Annotated in this window: 43 protein-coding genes; 2 read left to right on the top strand and 41 right to left on the bottom strand. The window is 69.3% G+C overall.

All coding sequences use genetic code 11. The features are described from left to right. Positions 1-68 precede the first annotated feature (68 nt). The 24 genes from UA75_RS14645 to UA75_RS14545 all read right to left on the bottom strand — a co-directional run bounded on the left by UA75_RS14645 (position 69) and on the right by UA75_RS14545 (position 7,840). A complete protein-coding gene (locus tag UA75_RS14645) occupies positions 69-323 on the bottom strand; it encodes a hypothetical protein (RefSeq protein WP_075740719.1) in 255 nt (84 codons plus the stop codon). Next, entirely contained in the window at positions 320-610 is a 291-nt protein-coding gene (locus UA75_RS14640) for a hypothetical protein (RefSeq protein ID WP_075740718.1), read from the bottom strand. The genes UA75_RS14645 and UA75_RS14640 overlap by 4 nt, the downstream gene beginning before the upstream one ends. Beyond that, positions 607-780, bottom strand: coding sequence for a hypothetical protein (locus UA75_RS33865; protein ID WP_198044296.1), 174 nt, complete (start codon positions 778-780; stop codon positions 607-609). Before UA75_RS33865 ends, UA75_RS14640 begins: the two co-directional genes overlap by 4 nt. Next, positions 773-1,159, bottom strand: coding sequence for a hypothetical protein (locus UA75_RS14635; RefSeq protein WP_157434182.1), 387 nt, complete (start codon positions 1,157-1,159; stop codon positions 773-775). Before UA75_RS14635 ends, UA75_RS33865 begins: the two co-directional genes overlap by 8 nt. Then, entirely contained in the window at positions 1,149-1,364 is a 216-nt protein-coding gene (locus tag UA75_RS14630) for a hypothetical protein (protein WP_075740716.1), read from the bottom strand. Before UA75_RS14630 ends, UA75_RS14635 begins: the two co-directional genes overlap by 11 nt. Then, positions 1,357-1,740: a DUF6292 family protein gene (locus tag UA75_RS14625; RefSeq protein WP_075740715.1), complete on the bottom strand. Its 384-nt coding sequence runs from the start codon at positions 1,738-1,740 to the stop codon at positions 1,357-1,359. Before UA75_RS14625 ends, UA75_RS14630 begins: the two co-directional genes overlap by 8 nt. 54 nt (positions 1,741-1,794) lie before the next feature. After that, positions 1,795-2,226 (bottom strand): hypothetical protein, encoded by a 432-nt coding sequence (locus UA75_RS14620; protein WP_075740714.1) that lies wholly within the window; start codon positions 2,224-2,226, stop codon positions 1,795-1,797. Positions 2,227-2,370: 144 nt separating this feature from the next. Then, positions 2,371-2,805, bottom strand: coding sequence for a RusA family crossover junction endodeoxyribonuclease (locus tag UA75_RS14615; protein ID WP_075740713.1), 435 nt, complete (start codon positions 2,803-2,805; stop codon positions 2,371-2,373). A 57-nt stretch (positions 2,806-2,862) separates the two neighbouring features. Continuing rightward, complete coding sequence (locus UA75_RS14610) at positions 2,863-3,090, bottom strand: hypothetical protein (RefSeq protein WP_075740712.1); 228 nt, start codon at positions 3,088-3,090, stop codon at positions 2,863-2,865. Next, positions 3,087-3,464, bottom strand: a complete 378-nt coding sequence (locus UA75_RS14605; RefSeq protein ID WP_075740711.1) for a hypothetical protein — start codon at positions 3,462-3,464, stop codon at positions 3,087-3,089. The genes UA75_RS14610 and UA75_RS14605 overlap by 4 nt, the downstream gene beginning before the upstream one ends. Then, positions 3,461-3,859: a hypothetical protein gene (locus tag UA75_RS14600; protein WP_075740710.1), complete on the bottom strand. Its 399-nt coding sequence runs from the start codon at positions 3,857-3,859 to the stop codon at positions 3,461-3,463. Before UA75_RS14600 ends, UA75_RS14605 begins: the two co-directional genes overlap by 4 nt. Further along, the gene (locus UA75_RS14595; RefSeq protein WP_075740709.1) at positions 3,856-4,047 is read right to left on the bottom strand and encodes a hypothetical protein; all 192 of its coding nucleotides are present in this window, start codon (positions 4,045-4,047) and stop codon (positions 3,856-3,858) included. The genes UA75_RS14600 and UA75_RS14595 overlap by 4 nt, the downstream gene beginning before the upstream one ends. 5 nt (positions 4,048-4,052) lie before the next feature. Continuing rightward, a complete protein-coding gene (locus tag UA75_RS14590; RefSeq protein ID WP_075740708.1) occupies positions 4,053-4,256 on the bottom strand; it encodes a hypothetical protein in 204 nt (67 codons plus the stop codon). A 19-nt stretch (positions 4,257-4,275) separates the two neighbouring features. Continuing rightward, positions 4,276-4,713 carry a hypothetical protein gene (locus UA75_RS14585; RefSeq protein ID WP_075740707.1) on the bottom strand — a complete coding sequence of 146 codons (438 nt, stop codon included), beginning with the start codon at positions 4,711-4,713 and terminating at the stop codon, positions 4,276-4,278. After that, a complete protein-coding gene (locus UA75_RS14580; RefSeq protein ID WP_075740706.1) occupies positions 4,713-5,171 on the bottom strand; it encodes a single-stranded DNA-binding protein in 459 nt (152 codons plus the stop codon). Before UA75_RS14580 ends, UA75_RS14585 begins: the two co-directional genes overlap by 1 nt. Further along, entirely contained in the window at positions 5,171-5,422 is a 252-nt protein-coding gene (locus tag UA75_RS14575; RefSeq protein WP_075740705.1) for a hypothetical protein, read from the bottom strand. Before UA75_RS14575 ends, UA75_RS14580 begins: the two co-directional genes overlap by 1 nt. Beyond that, the gene (locus UA75_RS14570; RefSeq protein WP_075740704.1) at positions 5,419-5,604 is read right to left on the bottom strand and encodes a hypothetical protein; all 186 of its coding nucleotides are present in this window, start codon (positions 5,602-5,604) and stop codon (positions 5,419-5,421) included. The genes UA75_RS14575 and UA75_RS14570 overlap by 4 nt, the downstream gene beginning before the upstream one ends. After that, the gene (locus UA75_RS32855) at positions 5,601-5,768 is read right to left on the bottom strand and encodes a hypothetical protein (RefSeq protein WP_157434181.1); all 168 of its coding nucleotides are present in this window, start codon (positions 5,766-5,768) and stop codon (positions 5,601-5,603) included. Before UA75_RS32855 ends, UA75_RS14570 begins: the two co-directional genes overlap by 4 nt. Further along, positions 5,765-5,902, bottom strand: a complete 138-nt coding sequence (locus UA75_RS32850) for a hypothetical protein (protein ID WP_157434180.1) — start codon at positions 5,900-5,902, stop codon at positions 5,765-5,767. The genes UA75_RS32855 and UA75_RS32850 overlap by 4 nt, the downstream gene beginning before the upstream one ends. 88 nt (positions 5,903-5,990) lie before the next feature. Then, complete coding sequence (locus tag UA75_RS14565) at positions 5,991-6,368, bottom strand: hypothetical protein (RefSeq protein WP_075740703.1); 378 nt, start codon at positions 6,366-6,368, stop codon at positions 5,991-5,993. A gap of 74 nt (positions 6,369-6,442) precedes the next feature. Then, positions 6,443-6,688, bottom strand: coding sequence for a hypothetical protein (locus tag UA75_RS14560; protein WP_075740702.1), 246 nt, complete (start codon positions 6,686-6,688; stop codon positions 6,443-6,445). Between the two features lie 92 nt (positions 6,689-6,780). Beyond that, complete coding sequence (locus UA75_RS14555) at positions 6,781-7,194, bottom strand: hypothetical protein (RefSeq protein WP_075740701.1); 414 nt, start codon at positions 7,192-7,194, stop codon at positions 6,781-6,783. A 129-nt stretch (positions 7,195-7,323) separates the two neighbouring features. Beyond that, complete coding sequence (locus tag UA75_RS14550) at positions 7,324-7,560, bottom strand: hypothetical protein (protein ID WP_075740700.1); 237 nt, start codon at positions 7,558-7,560, stop codon at positions 7,324-7,326. A 4-nt stretch (positions 7,561-7,564) separates the two neighbouring features. Continuing rightward, complete coding sequence (locus UA75_RS14545; RefSeq protein WP_157434179.1) at positions 7,565-7,840, bottom strand: hypothetical protein; 276 nt, start codon at positions 7,838-7,840, stop codon at positions 7,565-7,567. Between the two features lie 129 nt (positions 7,841-7,969). Between UA75_RS14545 and UA75_RS14540 the strand changes: the two genes are divergently transcribed. Next, positions 7,970-8,170, top strand: coding sequence for a hypothetical protein (locus tag UA75_RS14540; RefSeq protein ID WP_075740698.1), 201 nt, complete (start codon positions 7,970-7,972; stop codon positions 8,168-8,170). Between the two features lie 41 nt (positions 8,171-8,211). Here the strand turns inward: UA75_RS14540 and UA75_RS14535 are convergent, their stop codons facing one another. The 15 genes from UA75_RS14535 to UA75_RS14470 form a co-directional block, all read right to left on the bottom strand. Next, positions 8,212-9,528 (bottom strand): replicative DNA helicase, encoded by a 1,317-nt coding sequence (locus tag UA75_RS14535; RefSeq protein WP_075740697.1) that lies wholly within the window; start codon positions 9,526-9,528, stop codon positions 8,212-8,214. After that, complete coding sequence (locus tag UA75_RS14530; RefSeq protein WP_075740696.1) at positions 9,528-10,169, bottom strand: ATP-binding protein; 642 nt, start codon at positions 10,167-10,169, stop codon at positions 9,528-9,530. Before UA75_RS14530 ends, UA75_RS14535 begins: the two co-directional genes overlap by 1 nt. Before the next feature lie 3 nt (positions 10,170-10,172). Further along, the gene (locus UA75_RS14525; protein ID WP_075740695.1) at positions 10,173-11,045 is read right to left on the bottom strand and encodes a hypothetical protein; all 873 of its coding nucleotides are present in this window, start codon (positions 11,043-11,045) and stop codon (positions 10,173-10,175) included. A 400-nt stretch (positions 11,046-11,445) separates the two neighbouring features. Next, entirely contained in the window at positions 11,446-11,658 is a 213-nt protein-coding gene (locus UA75_RS32845; protein ID WP_157434178.1) for a hypothetical protein, read from the bottom strand. 264 nt (positions 11,659-11,922) lie between these two features. Continuing rightward, the gene (locus UA75_RS14515) at positions 11,923-12,675 is read right to left on the bottom strand and encodes a hypothetical protein (RefSeq protein WP_075740693.1); all 753 of its coding nucleotides are present in this window, start codon (positions 12,673-12,675) and stop codon (positions 11,923-11,925) included. A gap of 166 nt (positions 12,676-12,841) precedes the next feature. Next, positions 12,842-14,065: a DNA cytosine methyltransferase gene (locus UA75_RS14510; RefSeq protein ID WP_075743816.1), complete on the bottom strand. Its 1,224-nt coding sequence runs from the start codon at positions 14,063-14,065 to the stop codon at positions 12,842-12,844. Between the two features lie 178 nt (positions 14,066-14,243). Beyond that, the gene (locus UA75_RS14505; RefSeq protein ID WP_075740692.1) at positions 14,244-14,666 is read right to left on the bottom strand and encodes a DUF4326 domain-containing protein; all 423 of its coding nucleotides are present in this window, start codon (positions 14,664-14,666) and stop codon (positions 14,244-14,246) included. Beyond that, complete coding sequence (locus UA75_RS14500; RefSeq protein ID WP_075740691.1) at positions 14,663-15,046, bottom strand: hypothetical protein; 384 nt, start codon at positions 15,044-15,046, stop codon at positions 14,663-14,665. The genes UA75_RS14505 and UA75_RS14500 overlap by 4 nt, the downstream gene beginning before the upstream one ends. Next, positions 15,043-15,738: a hypothetical protein gene (locus tag UA75_RS33860; RefSeq protein ID WP_198044262.1), complete on the bottom strand. Its 696-nt coding sequence runs from the start codon at positions 15,736-15,738 to the stop codon at positions 15,043-15,045. The genes UA75_RS14500 and UA75_RS33860 overlap by 4 nt, the downstream gene beginning before the upstream one ends. Further along, positions 15,735-16,070, bottom strand: a complete 336-nt coding sequence (locus UA75_RS14490) for a hypothetical protein (RefSeq protein ID WP_157434177.1) — start codon at positions 16,068-16,070, stop codon at positions 15,735-15,737. The genes UA75_RS33860 and UA75_RS14490 overlap by 4 nt, the downstream gene beginning before the upstream one ends. Beyond that, positions 16,067-16,312 (bottom strand): WhiB family transcriptional regulator, encoded by a 246-nt coding sequence (locus UA75_RS14485; protein WP_075743815.1) that lies wholly within the window; start codon positions 16,310-16,312, stop codon positions 16,067-16,069. The genes UA75_RS14490 and UA75_RS14485 overlap by 4 nt, the downstream gene beginning before the upstream one ends. 212 nt (positions 16,313-16,524) lie before the next feature. After that, positions 16,525-17,103: a WhiB family transcriptional regulator gene (locus tag UA75_RS14480; protein ID WP_075740688.1), complete on the bottom strand. Its 579-nt coding sequence runs from the start codon at positions 17,101-17,103 to the stop codon at positions 16,525-16,527. Further along, positions 17,100-17,519 carry a hypothetical protein gene (locus UA75_RS14475; protein ID WP_157434176.1) on the bottom strand — a complete coding sequence of 140 codons (420 nt, stop codon included), beginning with the start codon at positions 17,517-17,519 and terminating at the stop codon, positions 17,100-17,102. The genes UA75_RS14480 and UA75_RS14475 overlap by 4 nt, the downstream gene beginning before the upstream one ends. Positions 17,520-17,564: 45 nt before the next feature. Then, positions 17,565-17,738, bottom strand: a complete 174-nt coding sequence (locus UA75_RS32840) for a hypothetical protein (RefSeq protein ID WP_157434175.1) — start codon at positions 17,736-17,738, stop codon at positions 17,565-17,567. Then, entirely contained in the window at positions 17,735-17,989 is a 255-nt protein-coding gene (locus UA75_RS14470) for a helix-turn-helix domain-containing protein (protein ID WP_075740686.1), read from the bottom strand. Before UA75_RS14470 ends, UA75_RS32840 begins: the two co-directional genes overlap by 4 nt. Before the next feature lie 145 nt (positions 17,990-18,134). Between UA75_RS14470 and UA75_RS14465 the strand changes: the two genes are divergently transcribed. Next, a complete protein-coding gene (locus UA75_RS14465; protein WP_075740685.1) occupies positions 18,135-18,593 on the top strand; it encodes a hypothetical protein in 459 nt (152 codons plus the stop codon). A 578-nt stretch (positions 18,594-19,171) separates the two neighbouring features. Here the strand turns inward: UA75_RS14465 and UA75_RS14460 are convergent. Then, on the bottom strand, positions 19,172-20,683 hold the full coding sequence (locus UA75_RS14460) for a recombinase family protein (protein ID WP_075740684.1): 1,512 nt from the start codon (positions 20,681-20,683) through the stop codon (positions 19,172-19,174). Positions 20,684-20,699: 16 nt separating this feature from the next. Beyond that, a complete protein-coding gene (locus tag UA75_RS34920; RefSeq protein ID WP_257787619.1) occupies positions 20,700-20,834 on the bottom strand; it encodes a hypothetical protein in 135 nt (44 codons plus the stop codon). Positions 20,835-21,678 lie beyond the last annotated feature (844 nt).

The following is a 21,678-nucleotide window of genomic DNA, read 5'->3' as shown; positions in this document are numbered from 1 at the left end:
CCACGGGGCACCAGCCCAGAGGGAAGCGAGCGACAGGAGGGCCACGGCCATGGCGGTTCGGTCGGCGATCACGACGCCTCCCCGAGGATGATCTGGGCCAGGTCCGTGCCCGGCAGGGACTCCCGGTAGGCCTGTCGTGTCGGCGCGGCCTCGACGTCGAGACGATCCGCCTCCGCCCGCAGGAGTGCGGCGAGCGGGGCGGCGGCCGACGGGGCGAGGCCGAGGACCCACGCGACCCCCAGGGCGGGGGTGGGCGGGACGTCGGTCAGGCTGTCCAGCCGGGCGGCGGCCCGCCGGAGGAGGTTGGTGGTCTGCTCGGTCACGACGACTCCTCGGGTCCGAACAGCTGGGCGAGCGGGACCGGCTCCGGGGCGGGCCCAGTCGTTTCCTCTGGCTCCCAGAGCGGCCGGTACTCCCCGAGACGGGCGGTGACCGTGATCCGGCGTGATCCGTCCGACAGGGTCTCGACGGCGCGGACGATGTCATGCGCCCGACCTGCGGACACGTTCACCGCCACCGCCACGACGTCGTCCACATCGGTGTGGGCATAGTCCCCCTCGGGGACGTCGACCACCGCGGTCATCGTGACGCGGATCGGCGGGCGGCTCACGATGCCCGCCTCTCCGCGGTGTCGGGCAGCAGCCCGAGGCAGTCCAGCAGCACCCGGCAGTCGGCCGCGTCCGTCGCGGCGGCGGCCACGGCCAAGCGGGCGCGGGAACGCTGCTCGTCCGGTACAGGGTGGACGGCGACATTCTGAGGGCGCATTGGGAAGTCAGCCATCACACACCTCCGTCATGACGACCATGCCGCCGGGGATGCCGAGGTCATCAGTGGGCATCGCCTCGAACAGCGCGGACTGATCCGGGTGGCGGGGCGGCGGGACGTCACCGGGGTCGAGGAGCGGGCCGCCGCACTCCCAGCCGCACTCGCCGTCGAGGGCGGCGGCGTGCTGCTGCTCGCCGCAGGTGTGGCAGGTGACCTGCCAACAGGGCAGCGCCTCCTGTCGGACGATGCCGTGTCCCCGGCCGGGGTTGATCACCCGCACGGCGTCGGCGCGGGTCAGGCAGTGCGGGTCCTCCCAGGCATCGCCGTAGTCAACCCACCAGCACGGCTCGGGCAAGCGTACCGGGGAGGGAGACGTGTCGGGGTCACTCGTCATCGGTCGGCTCTCCCTGGTGGATGGCGACGAGGTCGCGCAGGACGTCGCCGAGCGGTCGGTAGTTCGCCTCGATCGACTCCGTCTCGGTGCGCCCGGTGTAGACGACCGCCTCGCCGTCGATGTCGGATCGGCCGATCACGATCTTCGACAGGTCGACGCCGTGCTCGGCGAGGATCGCGCGGATCTGGGCGATGGGGTCAGGCATCGGAGGTCTCCCCTCGATACTCGGCGAGGTCGGCGAGGATTTCGGCGCGGAGGGCGTCGTCCTCGTCCTCGGCGCTGCGGAACCGGGGGGCCTCGATGACCCTGGGCCTCGCCGGGATCGCGGCAGCCCAGGCGGCGACACCGGCGGGAGGCGGGGCGAACGCTCCCAACGAGTCGATGACGTTGCCGCCGTCCGAGGTGAGTGCGTACCAGGCGCGTTCCTCGGACCACGCCAGGCAACGCCCGGAATCCAGTGTGATGCCAGCGTCGAGGAGGTCGCCCTCGTCGGCGTACCAGGTCTCGACCGGCATTCCGGCGGCGGTGAGGGCGGACGCGCACGCCTGGATGTAGGCGTAGTGCGGGGTGTCGGTGCTCATGTCCCCTCCAGGGGTGAAGGGCCGACGCCGGGTGGTCCGGCGTCGGCCGGCGGGTCAGGCAGGGGCGTGCAGGACGATGAGGTCGGAGTGGCGGATCAACTCGAACTCGTCGGCGGCGAACCGCACCAGTGCGTCCTCCGCTCCCACGGTGATCACGGTGCCCCGGCGGGTGAGGCCGGTGGCGCGGTCCAGGTGCGAGACCGTGTCGCCCGGCGCGAAGGGGCCGGGCGCGTCGACGTCCTCCCGGAGGGCCTGGTCTCGGTACACGGCCAGCAGGTCGCGGCCGATCTGGGTCAGCTCGCACGGTCCGCCACGCGGGGAGACGATGCGTCCCTCCCAGAGGAGGTATGAGGCGGAGGCCTGCCCCTGCGGGTCAAGGAGGACCGGGCCGACCGGCTGCCGCGCCCACCACACGTCGTCGGCGTCGCAGGTCAGCAGTCCGGCCTCGACCCACGCCAGGATCTCCCCCTCGGTGTGGGTGCTCATGACGTGGCCTCCTTCGCATCCACATCGAGGATGCGCAGGTGATCCTTGCTGATCGTGAGACTGTTACGATTCTCCATGTCGGATTCCTCCTAGGTGTTATCCGACGGTCGGGCGGGTGATTCGGACACCCGCCCGACGCCTATTTCACTGGGCCGATTCTACCATTTCGAGTTCGGCATTCGCATTCGCCGACATGACCCGGATATGCACTCCGGGGATCTCGTCGAGTTCCGCGAGCCGTTTCCGCGCGCGCAGTTCCGTTGCCTGCGAATCGTCCGCGATAGTGCCCGCCGAGGTGAGCGCGTCGAACACGGCGCGGACGAGTTTATCGAGGTCAGGACGCTTAACTGCGGGCGGTGTCCGCCGCTTCGGCGTGCTCGTCGGCCGGGGCATCACGAATTCCAGGTCGACGGCAACGGGTTCTCCTGCGCCGTGCCGGGTCATTCCCGAGGCCGCCCACCGAATGGATTCCCGCCATGGCTTCACCGCTTTCGAGGACTCCACGAGGATTCCCCGTCCGACGTGGCGTTTCGAACCCTGCGGGGCGGGATGGCCGGCCACGAACACCGAATCGTTCACTTCCCGACTCCGATCGGGGTGTACTTCTTCTTCATCTCGTCGTGGGTCTGCACGGGGTCAGCCATGTCCGCCGCCGATCGCACGGCGCACGCGAGTGATCTCCAACTCGCGGCCGGGCCTCCCGGCGAGCGTGGCGACGAGTTGCAGCTCGACGGCGACAAGCATCGAGGCGTAGATCTGCGCTACGAGTGGCATCGCCTCGCGGTCAGCGACGTCCTGCGGGTCGGTGGACAGCACCCGGCGGTACAGCTCTTCGCGGCTGCGGATCTTCTTCGGCTGGGTCACTCGTCCTCCAAGGTCGTCGGGATCTCGACGGTGATCGTGGCCTGCGCGATCATGCGGGCCACCTGCTCCACCTCGGCGAGTGTCAGATCGCCGAGGTCGGTGTCGCCGGCGCCCTCGGCGATCGCGTCGGGGTCGTCGTTGTCTCGGGCGGACGACAGGATCAGGTCGGTGGCGAGTTCGCGGAGCGCCACCGTCCGGGGTCCGCCGGACAGCCGGGCGAGCAGCTCGGCCGCCTCAGAGTTCGGGCAGCTGCCCCCCGCGTCGGGCACGCCGTGGGCCTGGCATCCGCCGTGGTGGTCGTACCAGCACGGGTCGGGGTCGGTGAGGTCGTCGAGCAGGCGCAGTGCGGTAGCGAGGTCGGCCTCGACGGTCACGACTCCTCCCGCACGTCGTCGCACAGTCCCGCTGCGCGCATCTCGGCGCGCAGGCTGGCGACGGTCGTGCCGTCGTCCGGTAGGACAGGACGCGGGTCCTCCCGCACGTACTCGACGGCGGTGACCTCGCGGGCCACGACCCGGTACGCCTCGGGGCAGGGGTCCTCGTAGGCGTGCTTCCCAAGGCCCTCGGTCCACTCGGCGGCCAACAACGCGCCGTCCGTCAGGCGCCACACCTGGCGGCGTCGGACGTAGTACGGACGGCCGTTCTCCAGCCGGACGATGCTGTAGTCGACGGATCGGGCGCCGGGGTCGACGCGGTCTACGACGTCGGACGCGTACTCGTTGGTGTCGGCTACGACGGCCGCGACGATCTGATCTGCCTGGGTGCTCACTGGTCACACCCCCACCGGCAGATGCCGCAGTGGAGCCCCAGGCAGTCCCGGTCCTCACAGTGGGTCTCGATCAGATAGTCGCCGTGGCAGGCGGGGCACTCGGTGACGTGGTCGTTGATCATGAGGTCCTCTCTGTTCTCGGTGTCCACCGCCGCCCCGGCATCGGGGTCCGGGGCGACAGAGGGCACCGGCGTCAGTCAGTCGGCAGGATCACGGCCACGGACGCGCCCCGGATCAGTTCGGACACCCGGCGGTGCTGCTCGTCGGACAGATCCCCGCCCAGGTGGCCATCCGCCATCTCGCCGATCGACAGGTACTCGACGTCCCTGGCGTGCTCGGTGATCACGTACGTGGCGTACTCGCGTAGCTGAGCCTCGGTGTAGGTGGTGTCGCTCATCGGCTTGGCCTTCCCTTGGTCAGGTGTTCAGGACGTCGGTGACGAGGTCGTTCAGGTCCTGCTGGAGCTGGCGGGCGGCGACCAGGAGACGCGCGAGGCGTTCGCCGACTTCGCCTTCGGTTGCGGCGGCGGCTGCGGCGAGGGCGTCGATGGCGTCCTGGAGGTCGATCGTCTCGACGGCGTGCAGGTGCTCGGGGGTCATGGCGGGTCCTTTCGGTTCGAGGTCAGGGAGGTCGAGTCGGTGGATGAGGTAGCCCACCTCCTCGGAGGCGGCGTAGTTGTTCCGCCTCGCCCACTTCGCGAGGTCGGCGATCCATCCGAGTGAGCCGGTGGAGTCGATGACGAGGGTGGCCCCGGTCTTCCGCGCGGCGTGGCCGACGCGGCGGGCCTCGGCGACCACGGCGGCGGCGGCCGTCGGGCTGTGGCAGGTCAGGATGTGCTGCGCAGCGGTCAGCATCAGAACGGCACCTCCTCGCGGTTGCCGACTGCAGGTGCTCCGCCCCACGGGTCGTCGGCGGGGGCCTGCGAGGGTCGCGACGGCGCCGCTCCTCCCCGCTCGACCTTGCGCACGGCGGCCGTGGCGTACCGCAGCGAGGGGCCGATCTCGTCGACCTCAAGCTCGACGACGGTCCGCTTCTCGCCGTCCTTCTCGTAGCTGCGCTGCCTCAGCCGTCCGACCGCGATCACGCGGGTGCCCCGGCTCAGCGACTCGGCCGCGTTCTCGCCCGGCTGCCGCCACAGTGAGCAACGGAGGAACAGGGCGTCGCCGTCCCTCCACTCGCCGCTCTGCTTGTCGAAGGTGCGTGGGGTCGAGGCGATGGTGAACGACGCGACCGCGTCGCCCTTCGGGACGAATCGGAGGTCGACATCGGCGGTCAGGTTCCCCACCACGGTGATCGTCGTTTCGCCTGCCATCAGGTGCTCTCCTTCGTCGTTTGTTTGCGTCGGGCGTCGAGGACGTCCTCGCGGTATGTGGTGAGGACGTCGATGTGCTGCTCTACCTGCACGCAGCCCCGGTCGTAGCCGCCGAGTCGGTGCTCGGCGAGCAGCTCGGCGGCGAGGATCAGCGCGTGGTCGAGGCCGTCGGCCCGGTCGAGGGTGGTGATGTCGAGGCCGGTGGTCTCGGCGAGCAGTTCGGCGGTGGACTCGATCTCGTCGTCGCTCATCGGGCGTCCTCCGGGGTCAGCAGCTCGGTGACGTCCCGCCACGGCTCCACGAGCCGCTGCTCGATGCGCGATCCCGGCGCCTGCCGGTGCAGTGCAGTGGCGTGCCCGACCGTGCTGGCCGGGTGCACCTCCACGCCGATCCCGTCGGCGGGCCTCACGAGGACGCGGTATTCGACGATCACGTCGGCTCCGGCTGGAACATGCCGATCCATCCGCACGCGCACTCATACGCCGTGATCGTGTGGACCTCGGCGGGCAGCCTGACGCCCTGCACGGTGCGGCAGGAGTCGCAGGTCACCCGGTAGACCACGGTCGGCGGGTTGGTCTCGGTGGCGGGCTGGGTCATCGGCCCTGCTCCTCTCGGTGTGCGCGGGCGTGGTGTGCGGCGTGGACGGGGCAGGTGGGGTCCATCCAGCCGTCGGGGTCGCCACCGCCGGGGCACGAACAGGTGGTCCTGCTGGTGTTGGTCACTGCGATCACGGGGGTTCCTCTCGTCTCGTCGCGGGTGTCTGGTGCCCCGGTGCGCTGCCTGATGCGCGGGCGGGCGGGTCCGTCCGGGGCTGGTGGGTCAGTCCTCGTCGTCGAAGTCGTCGTCCTCGTCTTCCTCGTCGTCTTCGCGGTACTCGGCGGGGATCTCCGGCAGGGTCACCTCCCACACGGGACCTGAGTAGGAGATCCCCATAGGCGTCCCGTCCTCGTTCAGAGATCCATCGCCGAGCCCGATCCGGTCGTCGTTGATCTCGCCGTCTGCCTCCATCACGACGAGGCCGCCGGGAACCGTCTCGCCGTCTGCCCACATGCGCGGGGCAAGAGCGGCGGCGATGGTGTCGGCCCACTGGTCGATGGCGTCCTCATCGATGCGGTACTCGTAGTCCTCTTCCTGCAAGAACTCGTCGTTCTTCGCGACGATGACGGCCTTGATGCGGGACTGGAGCGAGTCGGTCATGCGGCTTCCCTCCGTCTGTCTGCCTGTCTGGCGGACTCCACCGACCCCGTACGAGACGGGGACGACGGGGAACGTCAGCGCTGGCGGTCGCGGCGGGCATTCTCGGCCCATGCGTCGTCTTCTTCGGCTTCGGTGAGGACGACGGTGGTTCGGACGGCGTGCACCTGGACCACGCGGGCCACCGTGTCCGCGTGGTGCCACGTCTTAGTAGCTAGCTCCGCCAGCGCCTCGGCGACGGTGTCGTGGCACGTGGTTCGGAGATCGAGTCCGAGACGGACGTTGGTGATCTCGATCTGGTAGTAGGTCTCTTCGCGCTGCATCTTCAGCCCTTCGACACAGTCCTTTGTGGACGGTTGGTGTCCGCTCCCGCCCAGGTCGGGGTCACCGGGCGGGAGCGGAGGTGCGGGGAGGGTCAGCTGCCGAGGACGGCGAGCGAGGCGGAGCCCCGGCGGACGCACACGATCAGGGCGGCCAACTGGTCGTCCGTCAGGGACGGCAGCCCCGTCGGGTGGTCGGTGGCGACCCGGCGGACCTCGTCGAGGAGCACACCGTCGACGGCGTCGGACTCGGCGAGCAGGGACGCGGCGCGGGTCTCCTCCGCCGTCGGCCACAGCGGGCCGTGAGCGGCGTCGTGGGCGGCGTCCAGCTCGCGCAGCAGGCCGCGCTGGCCGACCGTCGTGGTGGTCACGCCGTCGGGTCGGGTGACCTCGGCGAGGTCACCGTGGCGGACGACGACGGCGACGATCTGACCGGCGGAGTAGGCGATCTCGATGTCGCGGTAGGAGTCGCGGGTGATGCGGTTCGAGTGATCCAGCAGAGCCGGCATGATGTGTGTGCTCCGATCTGCCCCCAGCAAGGGGCGGAGGCGGGTGTTGTGTAGGACCGGCCGGGGCGGCTTACTTGGAGGTTGGACGCCCCGGCCGGGGCACCCCCACGGAGGTGGGGAGGGGGTCGGTCAGGCGGTGGCGTCGTCGAGGATGACGCGGGCCGCCGTTCCGTCGGTCGCGGTGCTTGCGGCGGTGCCGATCAGCTCGGTCGTCGCGTCCATCCACGCCACTGCCTCGGCTCCACCTTGGGAGGCTCCGACGGCGGCCCGGCGCGCTGCGGCGTCGTTCCGGGCGACGATGACCATGGCGTAGGCGGCGTCGGGCGACGGGCCGTCCATGGAGCGTCGAATCAGGTAGATGTTCATCAGGTCACGCTCCGATCTGCTCGATGGCGGCCAGTAGAATCGCCGACTGGTCGAACTCGCCGACGGTGCCCTCCCGCTCGGCGCGGGCGAACTCCGCGTCCATCGCCCGCGATGCCTTCGGGTACCTCGTTTCCAGCTCCGTGGTGATCCGGGTGCGGAGGAGCCACGCCGCGCCATCGGTGTAGCCGTCCAGTGCCGCCAGCGTGGCGATCAGGACCGGGCTGGTGGTGTTGCTCATCAGATCGTCCAGCTCCGTGTTCAGCGCGGCTGCTGCGTTCATCTCCGCCTCCGTGGTGTCGCTCTCTCCGTATGCCAACAAGTTTGGCCTACCCGGTTGTGGTTGTCAAGTCGTTTGGCGACTCCAGTTGGCAAAACAGTTTCGCCAACCTGGTTGTGAGACCATCACGTCATGACAGACACCGCCGATGACCTCAAGAAAGCCGCCACCGCCTTCCGCCGCGCCGAAACCGTCCTCGCGAACGCTCGAACCCGGCTCGCCGACGCGATCCGCGCCGCTGACGCTGACGGCGTCCGCCAAGCGGAGATCGCCCGGATCACCGGCTACACGCGGGAGAACATCCGACTGATCGTGCGAGCCCCCGCCGACTAGCCGCCCGGTTGCCCGCAGGACGGCCTGCGGGCACACCCGGATCATGGCTCCAGTTGGTTCGACATGCACACAATGCGCTGGTAGTGGCCCTGGAACGCACCGACCACCACCCCCGTCGGCCCCTGCCGCTGCTTGGCAATGATGATCTCGATCTCGCCCGGCTTCAGATCGTCATCACGGTGCAACAGCAGGACGTTGTCGGCGTCCTGCTCGATGGCGCCGGACTCGCGCAGCTCCGACATGAGCGGCTTCTTGTCCTGCCGAGTCTCCGAGTTGCGATTGAGCTGCGAGGCCACCACCACGGGCACCCCGAACTCCTTCGCCATCAGCTTCAGTGCCCGGCTCATCTCGGACACCTGCTGCTGCCGCTGCGACACCCTCGGGTCGTGGTGCTGCATCAGCTGGAGGTAGTCGACGACCACAAGGCTGTACGGCTCGCCGCGACGGGCGGCGTCGGCGACGTATCGACGGATCTTCGCGACCCCGCCAGACACCATCTCCGTCACCCGCAGAGGACGGCCCTTCGCCTTGCCTTGGGCTTTCGCGACCTTCATCCTGTCGGCGTCAGACAGCTTCTTGGCGACCAGGTCCGAGAGGTTCACTCGCGCGTCACTCGCCATGATCCGCAGCATCAGCTCACGCTTGGACATCTCCAGCGAGCAGATCAGCGCCGGGGACCCAGCGGCGGCGACGTGCGCGGCCAGCTGCACACCCAGCACGGACTTGCCGACGCCGGGGCGGGCGGCGACCACTGTCACCGATCCCGGCGTGATCCTCAGGAGCCGGTCCAGGTCGGCGAGCCCGGTGGGCAGACCCGGTTCCTCGGTGGGGTCGTCCAGCCAGTCCGAGGTTTCCGAGTAGAGGTCGTCGAGGTCGGAGAGGTCGTCATCGGCCTGGCCGTGGACACCGAACAGCGCCTGCTGCGCGGCTTCGAGGACGTCTTCGACCGGGGCACCGTCCCCGCCGAGCATCCCGACCTGGGTGATCTGCTGGCCTGCGGCGACCACCCGGCGGAGCATGGCCTTCTCGGCGACGATCGCCGCGTAGTAGGTCGCCGAGCCGCCGACGGGGGCGTCCCCGAGGAGCCCGACCAGGTAGGGGCGGTCGCCGACGCGGGCGAGCTGCCCAACGGCGTCGAGTTCGGCTGCCACGGTGACCGGGTCGGCGGGGTCGCCGCGGTCGTCGAGGCGGCGGATCGACTCGTAGATCACCTGGTGGGCGAGCCGGTAGAAGTCGCCTCCAGCGATCATGTTGGCGACGGCGCCGATGACCCGGTTGTCGAGGAGCATCGCGCCGAGGACGCCCCGTTCGGCGGCCTCGTCCTGCGGGAGGGTGTCGGGGATGGCGGGTTCGGTCATCACAGGTCTCCGGCGGGTTCGCGGCGGTCGTGTCCGCCGAGCTCGATCTGGTGGCACATCTGCCCGATGCGGGATGCGATCCGGTCGCCGAACTTCGGGCGCAGCTCGGCGGCGGGCAGGTTGGTCGTGATGAGCATCGGGAGCATGTGCGTGTACCGGTGGTTGATCAGGCGGTAGAGCTGCTGCTCCGTCCACTCCGAGGTCTTCTCGGCTCCGAGGTCGTCGAGGAGTAGGAGCGGGGTTCGGGCGTAGCGTTGGTAGGCCGCCTCAGGGTGGTCGCTGCCGCGTTGCGCGGCGTAGAAGTCGGCGGCGGTCACGGCCTCCCAGGACAGGCGCAGCCCGGACGCGGAGAGGGCTCGGATGATGCCGAAGGCCGTCCAGGTCTTGCCGCTGCCGACGGTGCCGAGGAACAGCAGCGACGGGGCGCACTCGACCTTCGGCACGGGGTGACCGGTCGCCACGGCCTCGGCAACGATTCCAGAGACCCATTTCCGGGCGCTCAGTTCGTCCACAGTGGCCGATCGGTACCGGGCGGGCAGGGATGCCCGGAGAAGCTCCCCGGCCTTCTCTCGGGACTTCTGAACGTGGGTCGGGTCGAGGTGGTCAGCGTCGAAGTCCTCGACGCGGGCGATGGTGGTCATGGGTCAGATCCGTCCTCGGAATCCGGCGGTGGGAGCGCGGTCCTGGTGGGGCTGGTGCCCGCCGGACACGGCGCGGAGATGGCGGTGCGGCGGGAGTTCGTCGGCCCACTGCTCGTCGTTCAGCCATGTCGAGGGGTGCGGAACCCAGGTGATGTCCCGGCCCCGGTAGTGCTCGCCGTAGGCCTCGGCGGCGGTGATGATCTCCTCGACCGGGGTCGACTGGGCGGCCTTCTCGAACGCCGTCCTGGCACGGGGCTTCTTGGCCTTCTTCGGATAGGCGGCCCAGAAGCGGTCGAACGCCTCGGGGTCAACCTGCGCCTTGGCGGCCTGCTTCGGCTTTGTCTTGGGAGGGGTGGTCGGCATCCCGTCGAGTGCGGCCTGGCCGTCGGACAAACCCGGCTGCGGAGCGGCCGGGGTGTCTGTTCCAAGAGAAGAGCCAAGAGTAAATACAAGAGGGGGGTCGGATTTCCGACCTGTCCGAGCCGGATTTCCGACCTGTCCGAGCCGGATTTCCGACTGCTCCGTTTGGGTGAGGACCGGTCGGATTCCCGGCTGGTCGACCGGTCGGATTTCCGACCTGTCCGCCGGGGTCGTGTGAAGCTGGTACCGGTTGGACTGCGACGAGTTCCCCTGCCTGATCTTGGTGAGCCAGCCGTCGTCGATGAGGCGCTTCACGCCGGCCTTCGCCTGACTCAGACTCATGTCGGCGTCGACGGCGATCTGCTCGGTGGTCGAGTCGGAGACCCCGGTCTTGTTGTCGGCACGCATCGCGAGAGCCGCGTAGGCGCGGGCGGCGGGAACTCCTGCGACGAGTTTCGGGAAGATCGCCGCAGGGATCATGATCCGAGGGACGTTGCCCTCCCTGATCCAACTCATCGGCCACCGCCGGGCGGCACGATCTCGCCTGCGGGGACGAGCAGCGCACAGATGGCGCGAACGGAGTGCAGGCCCGGATACGCGAGAGCGCGGCGGGCGGTGTCGGGAAGTACCGACGGGTGGCTGAGTGCAGTATGCTGATGCACAGGCATACTGACGTCACCCCCTTCATCGTCGCAGGATGGATACGGGGTAGGCCCGGATGAGGTGTTGACGCACCTCTCCGGGCCGCTTTTCTTTTGTGGCTCGATCATACCTGACGCGCCCTCGAGTTCGGCATTCCGACTAGCGCATTGCGCCGTTCCCATGGTGGCACGGGACACGAGGCCGCCGAATGGGCTACGCCGATTCTTGGTTCCCATTCCGCACCTCTTTCCCTCGCCGCTGCTGGTCAGGTCCGTCACGCTGCTCGGTCTCGTCTCGCCCGTCCGGACATGTCGGCGGCGGCCCACCTGATCGCCGCGTCCTCTGGGTGCTCGACAGCGATTCCTCCCTGGTCAGTGAGGTAGGACGAGCCGAAGCGGAGTAGGACGAGCACGTCGGACGGCGGCAGCGGCGAGGCCTGTCTGATCAACCACCCGTCGGCCAACGCCTGCGTTCGGTTCGATTCCACCCATTCGTGGCACGAATGACAGAGGTGCACCAGATTGGATGGATAGTTGGTATCTGCTCGGCATGTGCCGCCCATTCCTCGGGGCCTCCGGTGATGAATCTGGTGTCCCTCTCGGCAGCACCTCTCGCACAATCCCCCCGAACGTGCGAGAACCAAGTCGGCCTGCTGTTTCGTCGGCCCGGTCTTCTTGCTCATGGCCTGCTCCCCCTCTCCTGTCGGGCAGCCACGGCGAGCCGCCAGCGCGAGGCTGGCGGCCACCGTTGGTCACCCGGTCGGGCGGAGGACCGGCGTCAGCTCCTGATCCGGCAGGGGTGGGTGGATCACATCGAAGGTCGGGATGGTCGACGTGACGCCGTCCTCCTCAGACGGCGCGGGAATCAAGCCCTGGTAGGTCAGGCCGACCTGAACTCGGGTCGGGGCCGACGGGTGCGGAGAGAACGTCTCGAACTTCCCCTTGCGGCGGCGGGCCACCGAGACGAACGCCTTCGCCGCCTCCAGCGGGAGAACCCGCCGCGGGCCGACGACGTCCTCCTCGCCCGCGACGTGCTCCTCTGCCAGCGCGGACCAGACGCTCCTCGGGAACTTGGCGAGGTTCCCGGCGGGGAACCGCACCTGCTTCTGCTGCTCGTCGACCTCGAACAGACCGGGGTCGTCGACCCGGCTGATGAGGATGCGGCCCGCGTCGGCGGTGATACGCAGGAAGGTCGTGATCTCGTTGCGCCGCTCCTCGACCAAGAGCGGCTTGAACGCGGCGATGGTCATCGACACGCCGTCGTTCGGCAGCAGGACTGGGGCCAGCGTGCCGTCGGCGACCTCACGGCAGTGGCCGATCAGACCGGTGGTGGATGACGTGGAGGTGCCGGACAGCACGGTGGTCCGGCCGACGTCGATCGGGTCGTCGGCGAGCGCGGTGTGCACCAGGATGCAGCCGGTCGCGACCTCGGGGTTGTCGTCGCAGGTGTGCAACAGGTCGGCCAGCATTCCCAGCAGGGCGCTCGTGGGCAGGGTCACGGACATGGCGGGGTCTCCTTCGCGGGGAGGGCGGGGTTGGGTCCGGGGCAGGGTCGGCAGCGCGGGTCCACGTGCACCACCAGCCCGGACGTGGTGATGGCGCGGGCGGGCTGCTGGCACGCGGCGCAGGCGATGCCGTGCAGCGGGATCGGGGACGGGCGGCGGGTCGGCCTCACAACGCCACGCCGAGGGACGCGACGACAGCGCGGATCAAGAACTCCGCCGCAGGCGGGGTGACCCCGTTGCCGAGCTGTTTGATCTGTTCGCGGCGTGTCCCCAGCACCCGGTACGACGGCCGGAACGCCATCGCGGCCTGCACCTCCGGGCTGAGGAGCATGCGGAACCGCGACTGCTCCACAGACCGATCAATGACCTCGACCAGGGCGTACCGATCCCGAGTCGTGAGCGTGCCGACCGGTCGGGACACCGGCACCGCCGACTCCGACGACCCGTAGTACGGCACCAGCAGACCCTCGGTCTCCCGCGTCGTGCGAGTGCGGAACGGGGCGGTCACCGGGCTAGCGGAGGAGTTCCACGTGCCCCCGGCGGGGACGAGGGTCGGCACCCCGGCGTGCCGCTCGAGCCCGGCCCGAATCCGGGCCAGCGTCGCCGGGCGGAGCGGGCGATTCCGCTCGCCGATCACCTGCCCCTGCACGGACCAGTCGATCGCGTCGGACGCAGGAGACACGTGCGGCTCGACGATGCCGTTCCGGCACTCCACCCTCGGGCACCGGTACACATACTGAGCCCGATACCGACCCCACCGCTCCGTCTTCTTCCACGCCTGCACGGCCCGGACCCGACGATCACACGGCGCGCACCAGGCCTCCGGGCGGATCTCGAGGTCCGGGGCGGGGTTGCCTTCCCGCCAGAGCACGACGTACAGCCGGTCCCGGCTCTGCGGGGCCCGCGGTGCAGCGACCGACGGGGCGTGCATCGAGTTGAGGTACACCTCGTGGTGCCGGTATCCGAGCAGCCGCATCGCGTGCAGCCACGCCGGGTACAGCGGCCAGAGCGCGGCATCGACGACGTTCTCCACGATGATCGCGTCGTAGCGGTGGTACTCCGCGAACCGCGGGACGTCCCACATCGTGGCGCGAGAACGTTGCGACGCCTCGTCGGACAGCGTCTCCCCGAACAGGTCCGGCTCCTGGTGCGCACGAGGAACACCTCGAGCCTGGGAGTGCGCGGTGCATTCCGGGCTGGCCCACAGGATGTTCGTCCTCGGGTAGCGGCGAACCTCGACGTCGTGCTCAACGCCGGGGAAGTTCGCGGCGTGCGTCTCGATCGCGAGCGGCCAGTGGTTGGCCGCGATCCGCAGCTCAACTCCGGGGACGACGCTCGCGCCGAGCCCGCTCCCACCCGCACCGCAGAACAGATCGGTCACCGTGATCACGCGGCCACCTGCCTCGGACGCGAGGTCAGGTGCCACCAGCCGCACCAGTAGCACTGGTAGACCGCGCACTCCCTGCGGCGCTCATCCCCGGCAGCAGCCTGACGGCGGCAGGCGTCCAGCTCGGCGCGGGCACGCTCCTCGGTGGACCAAGCGAGCTTTTCGGATCTGCAGTAACGGCTCACGCCGCCACCTCCCTCAGGTCCTCCAGCAGCACCAGCGGCGACACCCCGGACGCGAGGACGAGGAGCGCATCCCCGTGGCAGGGGACGTCCAGGGCGCACCGGCAGGCCAGGTCGCGCCCGGCGAGCACCGGGATCAGCGCGAGGTGGTCGAGTCGGCGCTTGGCGAGGTCGTCCAGGACGACGGACCCGGCCAGCCACGAGATGTAGAGCTGGACGGCCGCCGCAGCTGCGGCGGACTCCGTCTCGGTGGTGCCGTACACGGTGGGCACGTCACCCGCCACGCCCACGGCCCACGGCCGGGACGTGGACCAGCGCGGCCAGGGCCACGTCGCGAACGGCGACGGCAGGGCGGTGTCGATGTCGACCGCGCCCGCCGTGTCCGCCCGCAGCTGGGTGAGTGTCAGACGGCGGGCGGTCATGCCGCACCCGCCATCGCGTACGCCTGCCGAACCAGAGCGCCAAGCGACTGCACCGTCGCAGCGACGTCCCGCACCGTCCGCAGGTGATCCTGCGCCGCCTCCCGTCCGGTCTGCGCCAGCCGGTACGCCCTATACTCCTCAGATGCCCGGTCGTCCACCCACGCATCCCGCTCGGCGGTGGTCGTCCCGCCGCGCGTCACCCGAGGGGCGTCGGGGCTGAGCATCGCCCGGCGGTGCACCGACCGGTAGTCCAACTCCGCCATGGTCTCGACGTCCCGCGCGACGCGCAGGCTCCTCTCTGCCCGCGCGAGATCATTGACGCAGGCGCGGAGCTTGCGTTCGATGTCGACGGGAGACAGCGGCTCGTAGGGCGCGCTCATGCCGCACGCTCCTCGGACTCGACGTGCTCGGTCAGCCAGGTCTTGAACTGCCGCAGAGCCTTGACCGACGCCGATCGGATGTCCTGGCCGGTCTGGCCCGAGAACCCGTCGGCGATCTGGGGCAACGTGAAACCCCGCTTCTGGCCCAACGCGGCGATCTCGTTACGCAACTGCGACGCCTCGTCGACCGGGGCAGCGGCCTCGACGGCAGCTGGTGCGCTGTCCACGGGGGCACCTTCCTTGCGCCACAGGTCCAGTGACACCCCGAACCTCATCGCGGCGTTGCGGATGGCGTCTCCGATGATCTCCTTGACCGCGTCCCCACCCTTCTTCCCCTCGGCGTGCCCGTACCCGAGTCGGGTCACCCCCGCGACCGTCAGTCGAATCCACATGCCGCCCTGTTCATCACGGGCGGGCAAGCCCTTCTGGTCGAATGCCACCGGCTCCCACGTCCACTCGGGGTCGACCTGGAGCAGTCGGTCGGTGGCGTCGGCGTGGCCTACGAAGTCGAGGTGCATGTGGGCGCTGGTGATCCACTGGGTGCAGACCCCGCACTTGGACTTCTGGTGTTTCCCGCAGGACTTCCCTTGGGCGTCTCGACATGCCGGGCATGTAATGCGGGGAAGTTTGCCGATGCACTCGGCCGGGAACGGCGCGCGCAACGCGGCCTGCTGCTCTGGGGTGATGCTCATGCGGCCCTCCGGGCAAGATTCAGGTAGGTCTTGTAGTCGAAGGCACGGCTGCCCCGTGGCTCGTCGTCGGCGGGGCGCAGTGCCCGGAGCAGTTCGTGCAGCTCCCACGGCTCCCGGTCCGCTGTCACCGACACGGCGAGATCCGTCCGGGCGTGGACGGCCACGACGTGCGGCTCGTCCAGCGGCACCGACACCACCACCAGCGCCGCGTCGGGCGACAGGTACGACACCTCAGCCCAGCCGGGGACGCGACGGCGAACCATCGCGTCTACCAGACCAAGCAGGTCGTCTCCGGGAGCGAGAGTTCGTCGGTGGGTGACCGTCAGGCTCATGCCGTCCGCCTCGTCCCGTTGTTGCGACGCTTCAGCGCCCGCCGCTCGTCCTCGGACATCGCGCCCCACACCCCGTAGGCCTGCCCGCTCTCCAAAGCCCAGCTCAGGCACTCGGAGGACACCGGGCAGCGGCGGCAGACGGCCTTCGCCTCATCGATCTGATCCAGCGCAGGTCCGGTGCTTCCCACCGGGAAGAACAGCTCGGGGTCCTCGTCGCGGCACGGCATCACCGGGGACGCCATCCAGGACGAGGGCGGCGCCTCACGCACCGCCGGTCCGACATGCGATCGGGCCCGCTCCGCGCGACGAACCTGCGCCGACCTCTTCTCCGCCCGCAGGCAATCGCCGCACCGACGTCGACCCGCCGAGTCCAAGACCACCGACGCCTCAGTCACCTCGTGGCCCGCCGCGCACCGACCGTTCGGCCACATGTGGCTGTACACCACCGCCGCAGTCACGACACACCGCCGACAGCCCGCGCCCGACGAAGCTGCGCCGCACCGGTTTTCGCGCTGTAGTACCGGCCGCCCACCACACCCGACGGCGCCACATCCGTCTGCGACATCGCCGTCGCGTCACACTGGGACCGCACCGGGCACCGGCCGCAGATCGACAACGCCTCCCGCACCCGAGGCAGACGAGCGGGACGACCACCGGACCGGCGGGACTCCTCGTCCGACGCCTCCTCGAACAGATCGGGTTCGGAATCACGGCAGGCCGCGTCGTTGCACCAACTCCCGGTGCGCGGACGGTGCTCGAACGCCTCCACCGTCTCCGCCGCCAGCTCGGCGGCGGCGTTGTACGGCACCGGGGCAGGGCGTGGGATCGGACGCGGTGCAAGGCCGCGCAGTGTCGACTGGCGACGGGACCGGCGGGTGACCGACCTGGTGCAGGCGCGGCAGCGCGGCGAGCCCGACTTCTTGATCATGATGTTGTCGATGGTCATCGGGTGGCCGTTCGAGCAGTGCCCGTCAGGCCGCCGAGCCGTCACGTATAGGCCGTTGACCAGGGGCAGGTCCAGGGTGGCGGTCATGCCGCGCCTCCAGTCGCCCGCATCGCGGCGGCACGCTCGCGCAGCTCACGCCGCTTCGAGGTCAGCCGGGCCAGACGGTTGCACTCCAGGGCGCGGTCGGGGAACACCGTCATGTCCTTGCGGATCTGGTTCACCACCTGCAAAAACCGGTCGATTCGGACGCCGTAGCGCTCACGGATCACGACGTCGGCGCGGGCGGCCGTGAGGCCTTGGGAGTAGAGGTCCAGCACGGCCCGCTTCTGCTCCGGCGTGACCGGCGGCCACTGCTCGGTGGCGTTGTCCCGGTCCTGCTGGCGGATGCGCGCCAGCTGCGCCTCCGTGGCCCGTGCCACGGACTCCCGGCGGCTCACGTCCCGCTCTGCGTCTCGGGCGATACGATGGTGGTTGATCATTGAGACCTCAGTTCTCGTGATCATGGGGTCGCTCAGTGGCTGCTGAGCGGCCCCGCTTCATGTGTGGGGTCAGGCAGCGCGGCGGGTGTCGCGTCGAACCGACGCGGACACCGGAGTCGGCGGCGTCGTCGGCGCGAGCAGCAGGCGGAGAGCCGCACGGGTCTCCTCGGACAGCGGCGGGGCCGCCGCCGCGCTGGCACGCGCCGCTGCCAGCGCTCCCGCGCACAGAACCGGGCGGGTCATGCCGCTGCCTGGTCGTACTCGCAGGCACACCGAGTCGTGATCCGTTCAACTGGGATGTCAAGCGCCCGAGCGATAGCAACCTCCAGCGCGGGCGAGGCGTTGCGCCGCCCGCGTTCGACGTTGCTGATCGTGTCCTCGTGGACTCGGTGTCCCGCGATCGTGATCGTCCGAGCGAGCGCTCGAATCGACATGCCCGCGCTGCGTCGGAGGGAGCGAATCTCCCGTCCGAGGGTTCTACAGTGCGTCGTCATGTCTGTCAGAGTAGACGGACTCTGTCAGATTAACAACCCAGTACTGACAGATTATGCGCCCATGTGGTCTGACCTGCTAGACCGACCAGCCGGATCTGCCGCTCCGACGCGACCCGCGCACTCCGCACACGCAACAATCAGTGCCATGTCCACCCCCGCCACCCGCCGCCGCCTCGCCACCCTCCTCGACGACGCACGACAACAACTCGGACTCAGCAGGACCGCACTCGCCCGGAAGGCAGGGGTCTCCCTCGACCCGCTCAAATCCCTCCTGGACGCCGACGACGTCACGATCAGAGACGCCAGTGCGCGCCGCATCGAGGAGGCCGTCGAATGGTCGGCTGGCACCATCCCCGCCGTACTCGACGGCGACATCACCGACCCACGCCCGATTGAGCCGCTCCTGCCGGGCGGCACCATCGACGATGTCGATGTCGATCACCTCATGTCGAGGCTCGATGACGACCAGGGCGAGCTCACTCCGACCGAGGTGGCCGCCGCCCTGCGTGTACTCAACGTGATTGCGACTCGCCTTGGCGACGATCGCCTACGCATGTGGGTGGCGGGCTGGGAAGCAGGCAGGCAGGCGAGGGACAGCAGGTAGTCACGCAGAGCGCCGACGCTCAGGGCAATCGGGCGAAATCCCACGCGACACCCCCGGATGTTGTAACGCACAGCACCCATCTGGGGGATACTCTCCCTACCGGGGGATAGTCGCGAGGGGGAGCTTTGATCAAATTATCCGCAGCAATTTGGGCCGCCTGCACAGCTGTGGTGGGAATTCTCGCCGCCATCGGCGACAGCAATTCCCACTACGCCGATGCGTGGGAAACATGGTGGGATCTAGCGCTCTCCGCGTGGATCGCCAGCGCCATCCTCGTCGGCGTCGCAATGGTCGGCACGCGGATCGAGACGCTAGTCAGAGCGAGAGATGAACCGGCCCCGACCAGCGACGTCTCCCCCGGAGACCTCGCGATCGCGCTACGGTTGGCCGACCGCCGGCACCGGCCCCCGGCGCTGGTCATCCTCCACCCGGCCGCAGTTCGCCAACGTTCTAAAATGATTCAGGAAAGCACGGCCGGGCGGCCGGGAGCGTCCTCGGAATAATGTGCAGCCAGATAGGAAGGGCGCGAAACTAACAATGGTCCACCTATGTAATGTTAGGACGACCTAACCTAATATTCAGTCCTTCCAGCGCAAGTCGATATCCTTCCACCACTCCTTGCTCGGTGCTCGCCGCCCAGGCGACGCAGGCATCACCCACACGTCCACCAGGCGACGCAGGATCGCCCGGCGGCGCTCCAACGAGTACCCCGGCATGCCGCCATCCTCGGTGCCGAACCACTCACGCCGCACATCCGTGCCGACAATTGCTGCTAGCGGGTCGGCCTCCGACGCCGCCGCAAGTTCGTCACCGACCACCGTTATGCGGTGCCGCGCCCGCTCGGTGCCGAGCAGCATCGCTGACCTCGTCAGCGCACCGTCGGCGTAGTCCTCGGCCAGCGCCTCGAGGACTCCATGGAGGCGAGCCAGCTCCGCGTGCAGCGCGGCAACATCGATCTCAGCTCTCGCGTGATCCGGCCTCCGCAGCAACTTCACCGCGTCCGGCCGGGACAGCCGCTCGATCAGCGCCTCCTGCACCCACGCATCCAGCGCCGCAGCCTGACGGGTCACATGCCGAACGCCAGGCAGCCGATCCACTTTCGGTGCACACGCGTACTTCGCCTGACCTTTCCCCCCAGCCACCGGCATCCCCCGCAGCGTCGGCTGCCCGCACCCGCCACAGATGTACAGCATCGCGCCCAGCCAGCGGGGCGGACGGCCGCCCCGCTCCACTGACCGCGCTCCCCGCCGCTCGAGGACATCCACGCACGCCCGCCACTCCTCTTCGGACACCGCAGGAGCCCACCGCCCGCGACCCACAATCTGACCTTCGTGCGACATCAGCCCGCAGTTTCGAGGACGCATCAAGATCTGCTTGACCGTCGACGCAATCCACTCTTTCCCCCGCGTCCCCCGTGATCCCCTCGCGTTCATCTGCCGCGCGATCACCCGCAGCGAATCCCCCTCGACGACGGCCTGGGTCGCCCAGCGGATCTCCGCTGCTTCTGCCGCCCGCAGCGACTCGCCGTCCAGCTCCCAGCCAAAAGGCCGTATCCCCCCGGCCCACCTCCCCTCCCGGCGGTTCGCCGCCTGCCGGAGCGCCAGGCGCTCCCCGGTCTGCCGAGCCTGCGCCCCCGCCCACGCCGTAAACGTCCTCGCTGCGGCCTGACCGACCGCCGTCGAGAGATCCATCGTCCCCGCGCGCACCGTGTGCGTCAGGATGCCGCGAGGCTCGCAGATGTCGATGTAGTCCTCGAGTTCACGGTTGTTGCGGTGCATCCGGTCTGAGTGCCACGACAGGACTACGCGAGCGCTATCCCGCTTCAAAATCTCCAGCATCTCGTAGTACTCGGTGCGTTTGCGCGATCCGGTCGTAGCGCTGATGTCGTTGTCGAGGTACACGCCCACGACGCGGACACCCATACGGCGGGCCAACGGGAGAATGTCCCAGAGCTGATTGACCTCCCCATCCGCGTCGTGATCACGATCTCGAGAGATCCGCAGGTAGACGACCCCTGTCGTGTCGCCTGGCGGCAGCGCGTACAGCGCGTCGATGAGATCGGAGGGTAGTGGCTGCGCTGGAAGTCTCACTGCGCTAGTATGCCAGTTAGCATCGCAACTCGATTATCGCGAACTCGGTGACCCCGATGCCGAAGCCGCCCAGCGCCAGCGCGGCCAGGGCCTTGGTGACATCCCGACGATCGCGGCTCGATCTCGCCTCGGCGTCGACGGACGGCGTCATGACAGCGTTCCTCCACGGATCGGTTTCAGGGTTCGAGGGGCTCGGCAGGCGATCCGCACAGCACTGTCACCGATCAGCACCTCGAACCTTAACCACGGAACCGACACCGAGCCCATGAGACTCGACTCACCCGCCGACGGGGACCGGCTCCGACGGCGGGTCGCCGAGCAGGCCTCCTGTCGACGGCGTGCCTGGCGTCCCGACCCCGAAGGTCGAGCGCCCCGACCGGCGACGGCGTTGACGGCGACGCAGGGGGGTCACTCGGTGACGACGACGCTCCAGGCCACCGCTGCGGTGCGACGAGCCGCGATACGCGGTCTGCGACCCGATCGAGGTCGAGGGCTACCCGGCGCTGCGGGGGCTCGACGGGCACGGGCAGCCGATGCCGGAGATCGACGTCACGCAGGGGGAGAGCGCCCCGATGACCTCGGCCCCCGGCCGAGGTCGTCGAACCCGGCGACACCTGGCGGCCGTGACCTTCTGGCGCAACACCGTGACCGAATCCACGGTCGTGGCGGAGCGGGCCTCGGCGCTGGTTGCGATCCTCACCGGTCCCGAAGGGCCGGTGCCACCCTGCTTGTCCAGGGATAGTGCTGTTTCGAGCGTCCCGATGTTACCGGAAGGTGATCGACATGCCCGAAGGACACTTCGGACTGACCTGGCGTGCCGTCCGACGCCTGCCCTCCCCAAGCCGAACGGACGGGACTCGGTAGATCAGCAGCGCGCCGGGCGCCGGTCCCTGATCAGCCAGCCGAGGCCGGAACGTGCGCCCGCGAACACCGATCTTCGCGCGGACCCCGCAGACGCAGCCGACTCGAACTCGGCGAGTCCGGAATCGTCCCGA

It is taken from the genome of Actinoalloteichus sp. GBA129-24, from assembly GCF_001941645.1.
GTDB classification, from domain to species: domain Bacteria; phylum Actinomycetota; class Actinomycetes; order Mycobacteriales; family Pseudonocardiaceae; genus Actinoalloteichus_A; species Actinoalloteichus_A fjordicus.
This window is presented reverse-complemented; position numbering and strand designations above follow the sequence as displayed.

What these genes read in the sequence shown, in the direction of transcription:
- UA75_RS33865 (WP_198044296.1), bottom strand. Translation starts at nt 780, where the DNA reads ATGGCTGACTTCCCAATGCGCCCTCAGAATGTCGCCGTCCACCCTGTA.
- UA75_RS14635 (WP_157434182.1), bottom strand. Translation starts at nt 1,159, where the DNA reads ATGACGAGTGACCCCGACACGTCTCCCTCCCCGGTACGCTTGCCCGAG.
- UA75_RS14630 (WP_075740716.1), bottom strand. Translation starts at nt 1,364, where the DNA reads ATGCCTGACCCCATCGCCCAGATCCGCGCGATCCTCGCCGAGCACGGC.
- UA75_RS14625 (WP_075740715.1), bottom strand. Translation starts at nt 1,740, where the DNA reads ATGAGCACCGACACCCCGCACTACGCCTACATCCAGGCGTGCGCGTCC.
- UA75_RS14620 (WP_075740714.1), bottom strand. Translation starts at nt 2,226, where the DNA reads ATGAGCACCCACACCGAGGGGGAGATCCTGGCGTGGGTCGAGGCCGGA.
- UA75_RS14590 (WP_075740708.1), bottom strand. Translation starts at nt 4,256, where the DNA reads ATGAGCGACACCACCTACACCGAGGCTCAGCTACGCGAGTACGCCACG.
- UA75_RS14585 (WP_075740707.1), bottom strand. Translation starts at nt 4,713, where the DNA reads ATGCTGACCGCTGCGCAGCACATCCTGACCTGCCACAGCCCGACGGCC.
- UA75_RS14580 (WP_075740706.1), bottom strand. Translation starts at nt 5,171, where the DNA reads ATGGCAGGCGAAACGACGATCACCGTGGTGGGGAACCTGACCGCCGAT.
- UA75_RS14575 (WP_075740705.1), bottom strand. Translation starts at nt 5,422, where the DNA reads ATGAGCGACGACGAGATCGAGTCCACCGCCGAACTGCTCGCCGAGACC.
- UA75_RS32855 (WP_157434181.1), bottom strand. Translation starts at nt 5,768, where the DNA reads ATGACCCAGCCCGCCACCGAGACCAACCCGCCGACCGTGGTCTACCGG.
- UA75_RS14565 (WP_075740703.1), bottom strand. Translation starts at nt 6,368, where the DNA reads ATGACCGACTCGCTCCAGTCCCGCATCAAGGCCGTCATCGTCGCGAAG.
- UA75_RS14560 (WP_075740702.1), bottom strand. Translation starts at nt 6,688, where the DNA reads ATGCAGCGCGAAGAGACCTACTACCAGATCGAGATCACCAACGTCCGT.
- UA75_RS14555 (WP_075740701.1), bottom strand. Translation starts at nt 7,194, where the DNA reads ATGCCGGCTCTGCTGGATCACTCGAACCGCATCACCCGCGACTCCTAC.
- UA75_RS14550 (WP_075740700.1), bottom strand. Translation starts at nt 7,560, where the DNA reads ATGAACATCTACCTGATTCGACGCTCCATGGACGGCCCGTCGCCCGAC.
- UA75_RS14545 (WP_157434179.1), bottom strand. Translation starts at nt 7,840, where the DNA reads ATGAACGCAGCAGCCGCGCTGAACACGGAGCTGGACGATCTGATGAGC.
- UA75_RS14540 (WP_075740698.1), top strand. Translation starts at nt 7,970, where the DNA reads ATGACAGACACCGCCGATGACCTCAAGAAAGCCGCCACCGCCTTCCGC.
- UA75_RS14535 (WP_075740697.1), bottom strand. Translation starts at nt 9,528, where the DNA reads ATGACCGAACCCGCCATCCCCGACACCCTCCCGCAGGACGAGGCCGCC.
- UA75_RS14530 (WP_075740696.1), bottom strand. Translation starts at nt 10,169, where the DNA reads ATGACCACCATCGCCCGCGTCGAGGACTTCGACGCTGACCACCTCGAC.
- UA75_RS14525 (WP_075740695.1), bottom strand. Translation starts at nt 11,045, where the DNA reads ATGAGTTGGATCAGGGAGGGCAACGTCCCTCGGATCATGATCCCTGCG.
- UA75_RS14515 (WP_075740693.1), bottom strand. Translation starts at nt 12,675, where the DNA reads ATGTCCGTGACCCTGCCCACGAGCGCCCTGCTGGGAATGCTGGCCGAC.
- UA75_RS14505 (WP_075740692.1), bottom strand. Translation starts at nt 14,666, where the DNA reads ATGACCGCCCGCCGTCTGACACTCACCCAGCTGCGGGCGGACACGGCG.
- UA75_RS14500 (WP_075740691.1), bottom strand. Translation starts at nt 15,046, where the DNA reads ATGAGCGCGCCCTACGAGCCGCTGTCTCCCGTCGACATCGAACGCAAG.
- UA75_RS33860 (WP_198044262.1), bottom strand. Translation starts at nt 15,738, where the DNA reads ATGAGCATCACCCCAGAGCAGCAGGCCGCGTTGCGCGCGCCGTTCCCG.
- UA75_RS14490 (WP_157434177.1), bottom strand. Translation starts at nt 16,070, where the DNA reads ATGAGCCTGACGGTCACCCACCGACGAACTCTCGCTCCCGGAGACGAC.
- UA75_RS14485 (WP_075743815.1), bottom strand. Translation starts at nt 16,312, where the DNA reads ATGGCGTCCCCGGTGATGCCGTGCCGCGACGAGGACCCCGAGCTGTTC.
- UA75_RS14480 (WP_075740688.1), bottom strand. Translation starts at nt 17,103, where the DNA reads ATGACCGCCACCCTGGACCTGCCCCTGGTCAACGGCCTATACGTGACG.
- UA75_RS14475 (WP_157434176.1), bottom strand. Translation starts at nt 17,519, where the DNA reads ATGATCACGAGAACTGAGGTCTCAATGATCAACCACCATCGTATCGCC.
- UA75_RS32840 (WP_157434175.1), bottom strand. Translation starts at nt 17,738, where the DNA reads ATGACCCGCCCGGTTCTGTGCGCGGGAGCGCTGGCAGCGGCGCGTGCC.
- UA75_RS14470 (WP_075740686.1), bottom strand. Translation starts at nt 17,989, where the DNA reads ATGACGACGCACTGTAGAACCCTCGGACGGGAGATTCGCTCCCTCCGA.
- UA75_RS14465 (WP_075740685.1), top strand. Translation starts at nt 18,135, where the DNA reads ATGTCCACCCCCGCCACCCGCCGCCGCCTCGCCACCCTCCTCGACGAC.
- UA75_RS34920 (WP_257787619.1), bottom strand. Translation starts at nt 20,834, where the DNA reads ATGACGCCGTCCGTCGACGCCGAGGCGAGATCGAGCCGCGATCGTCGG.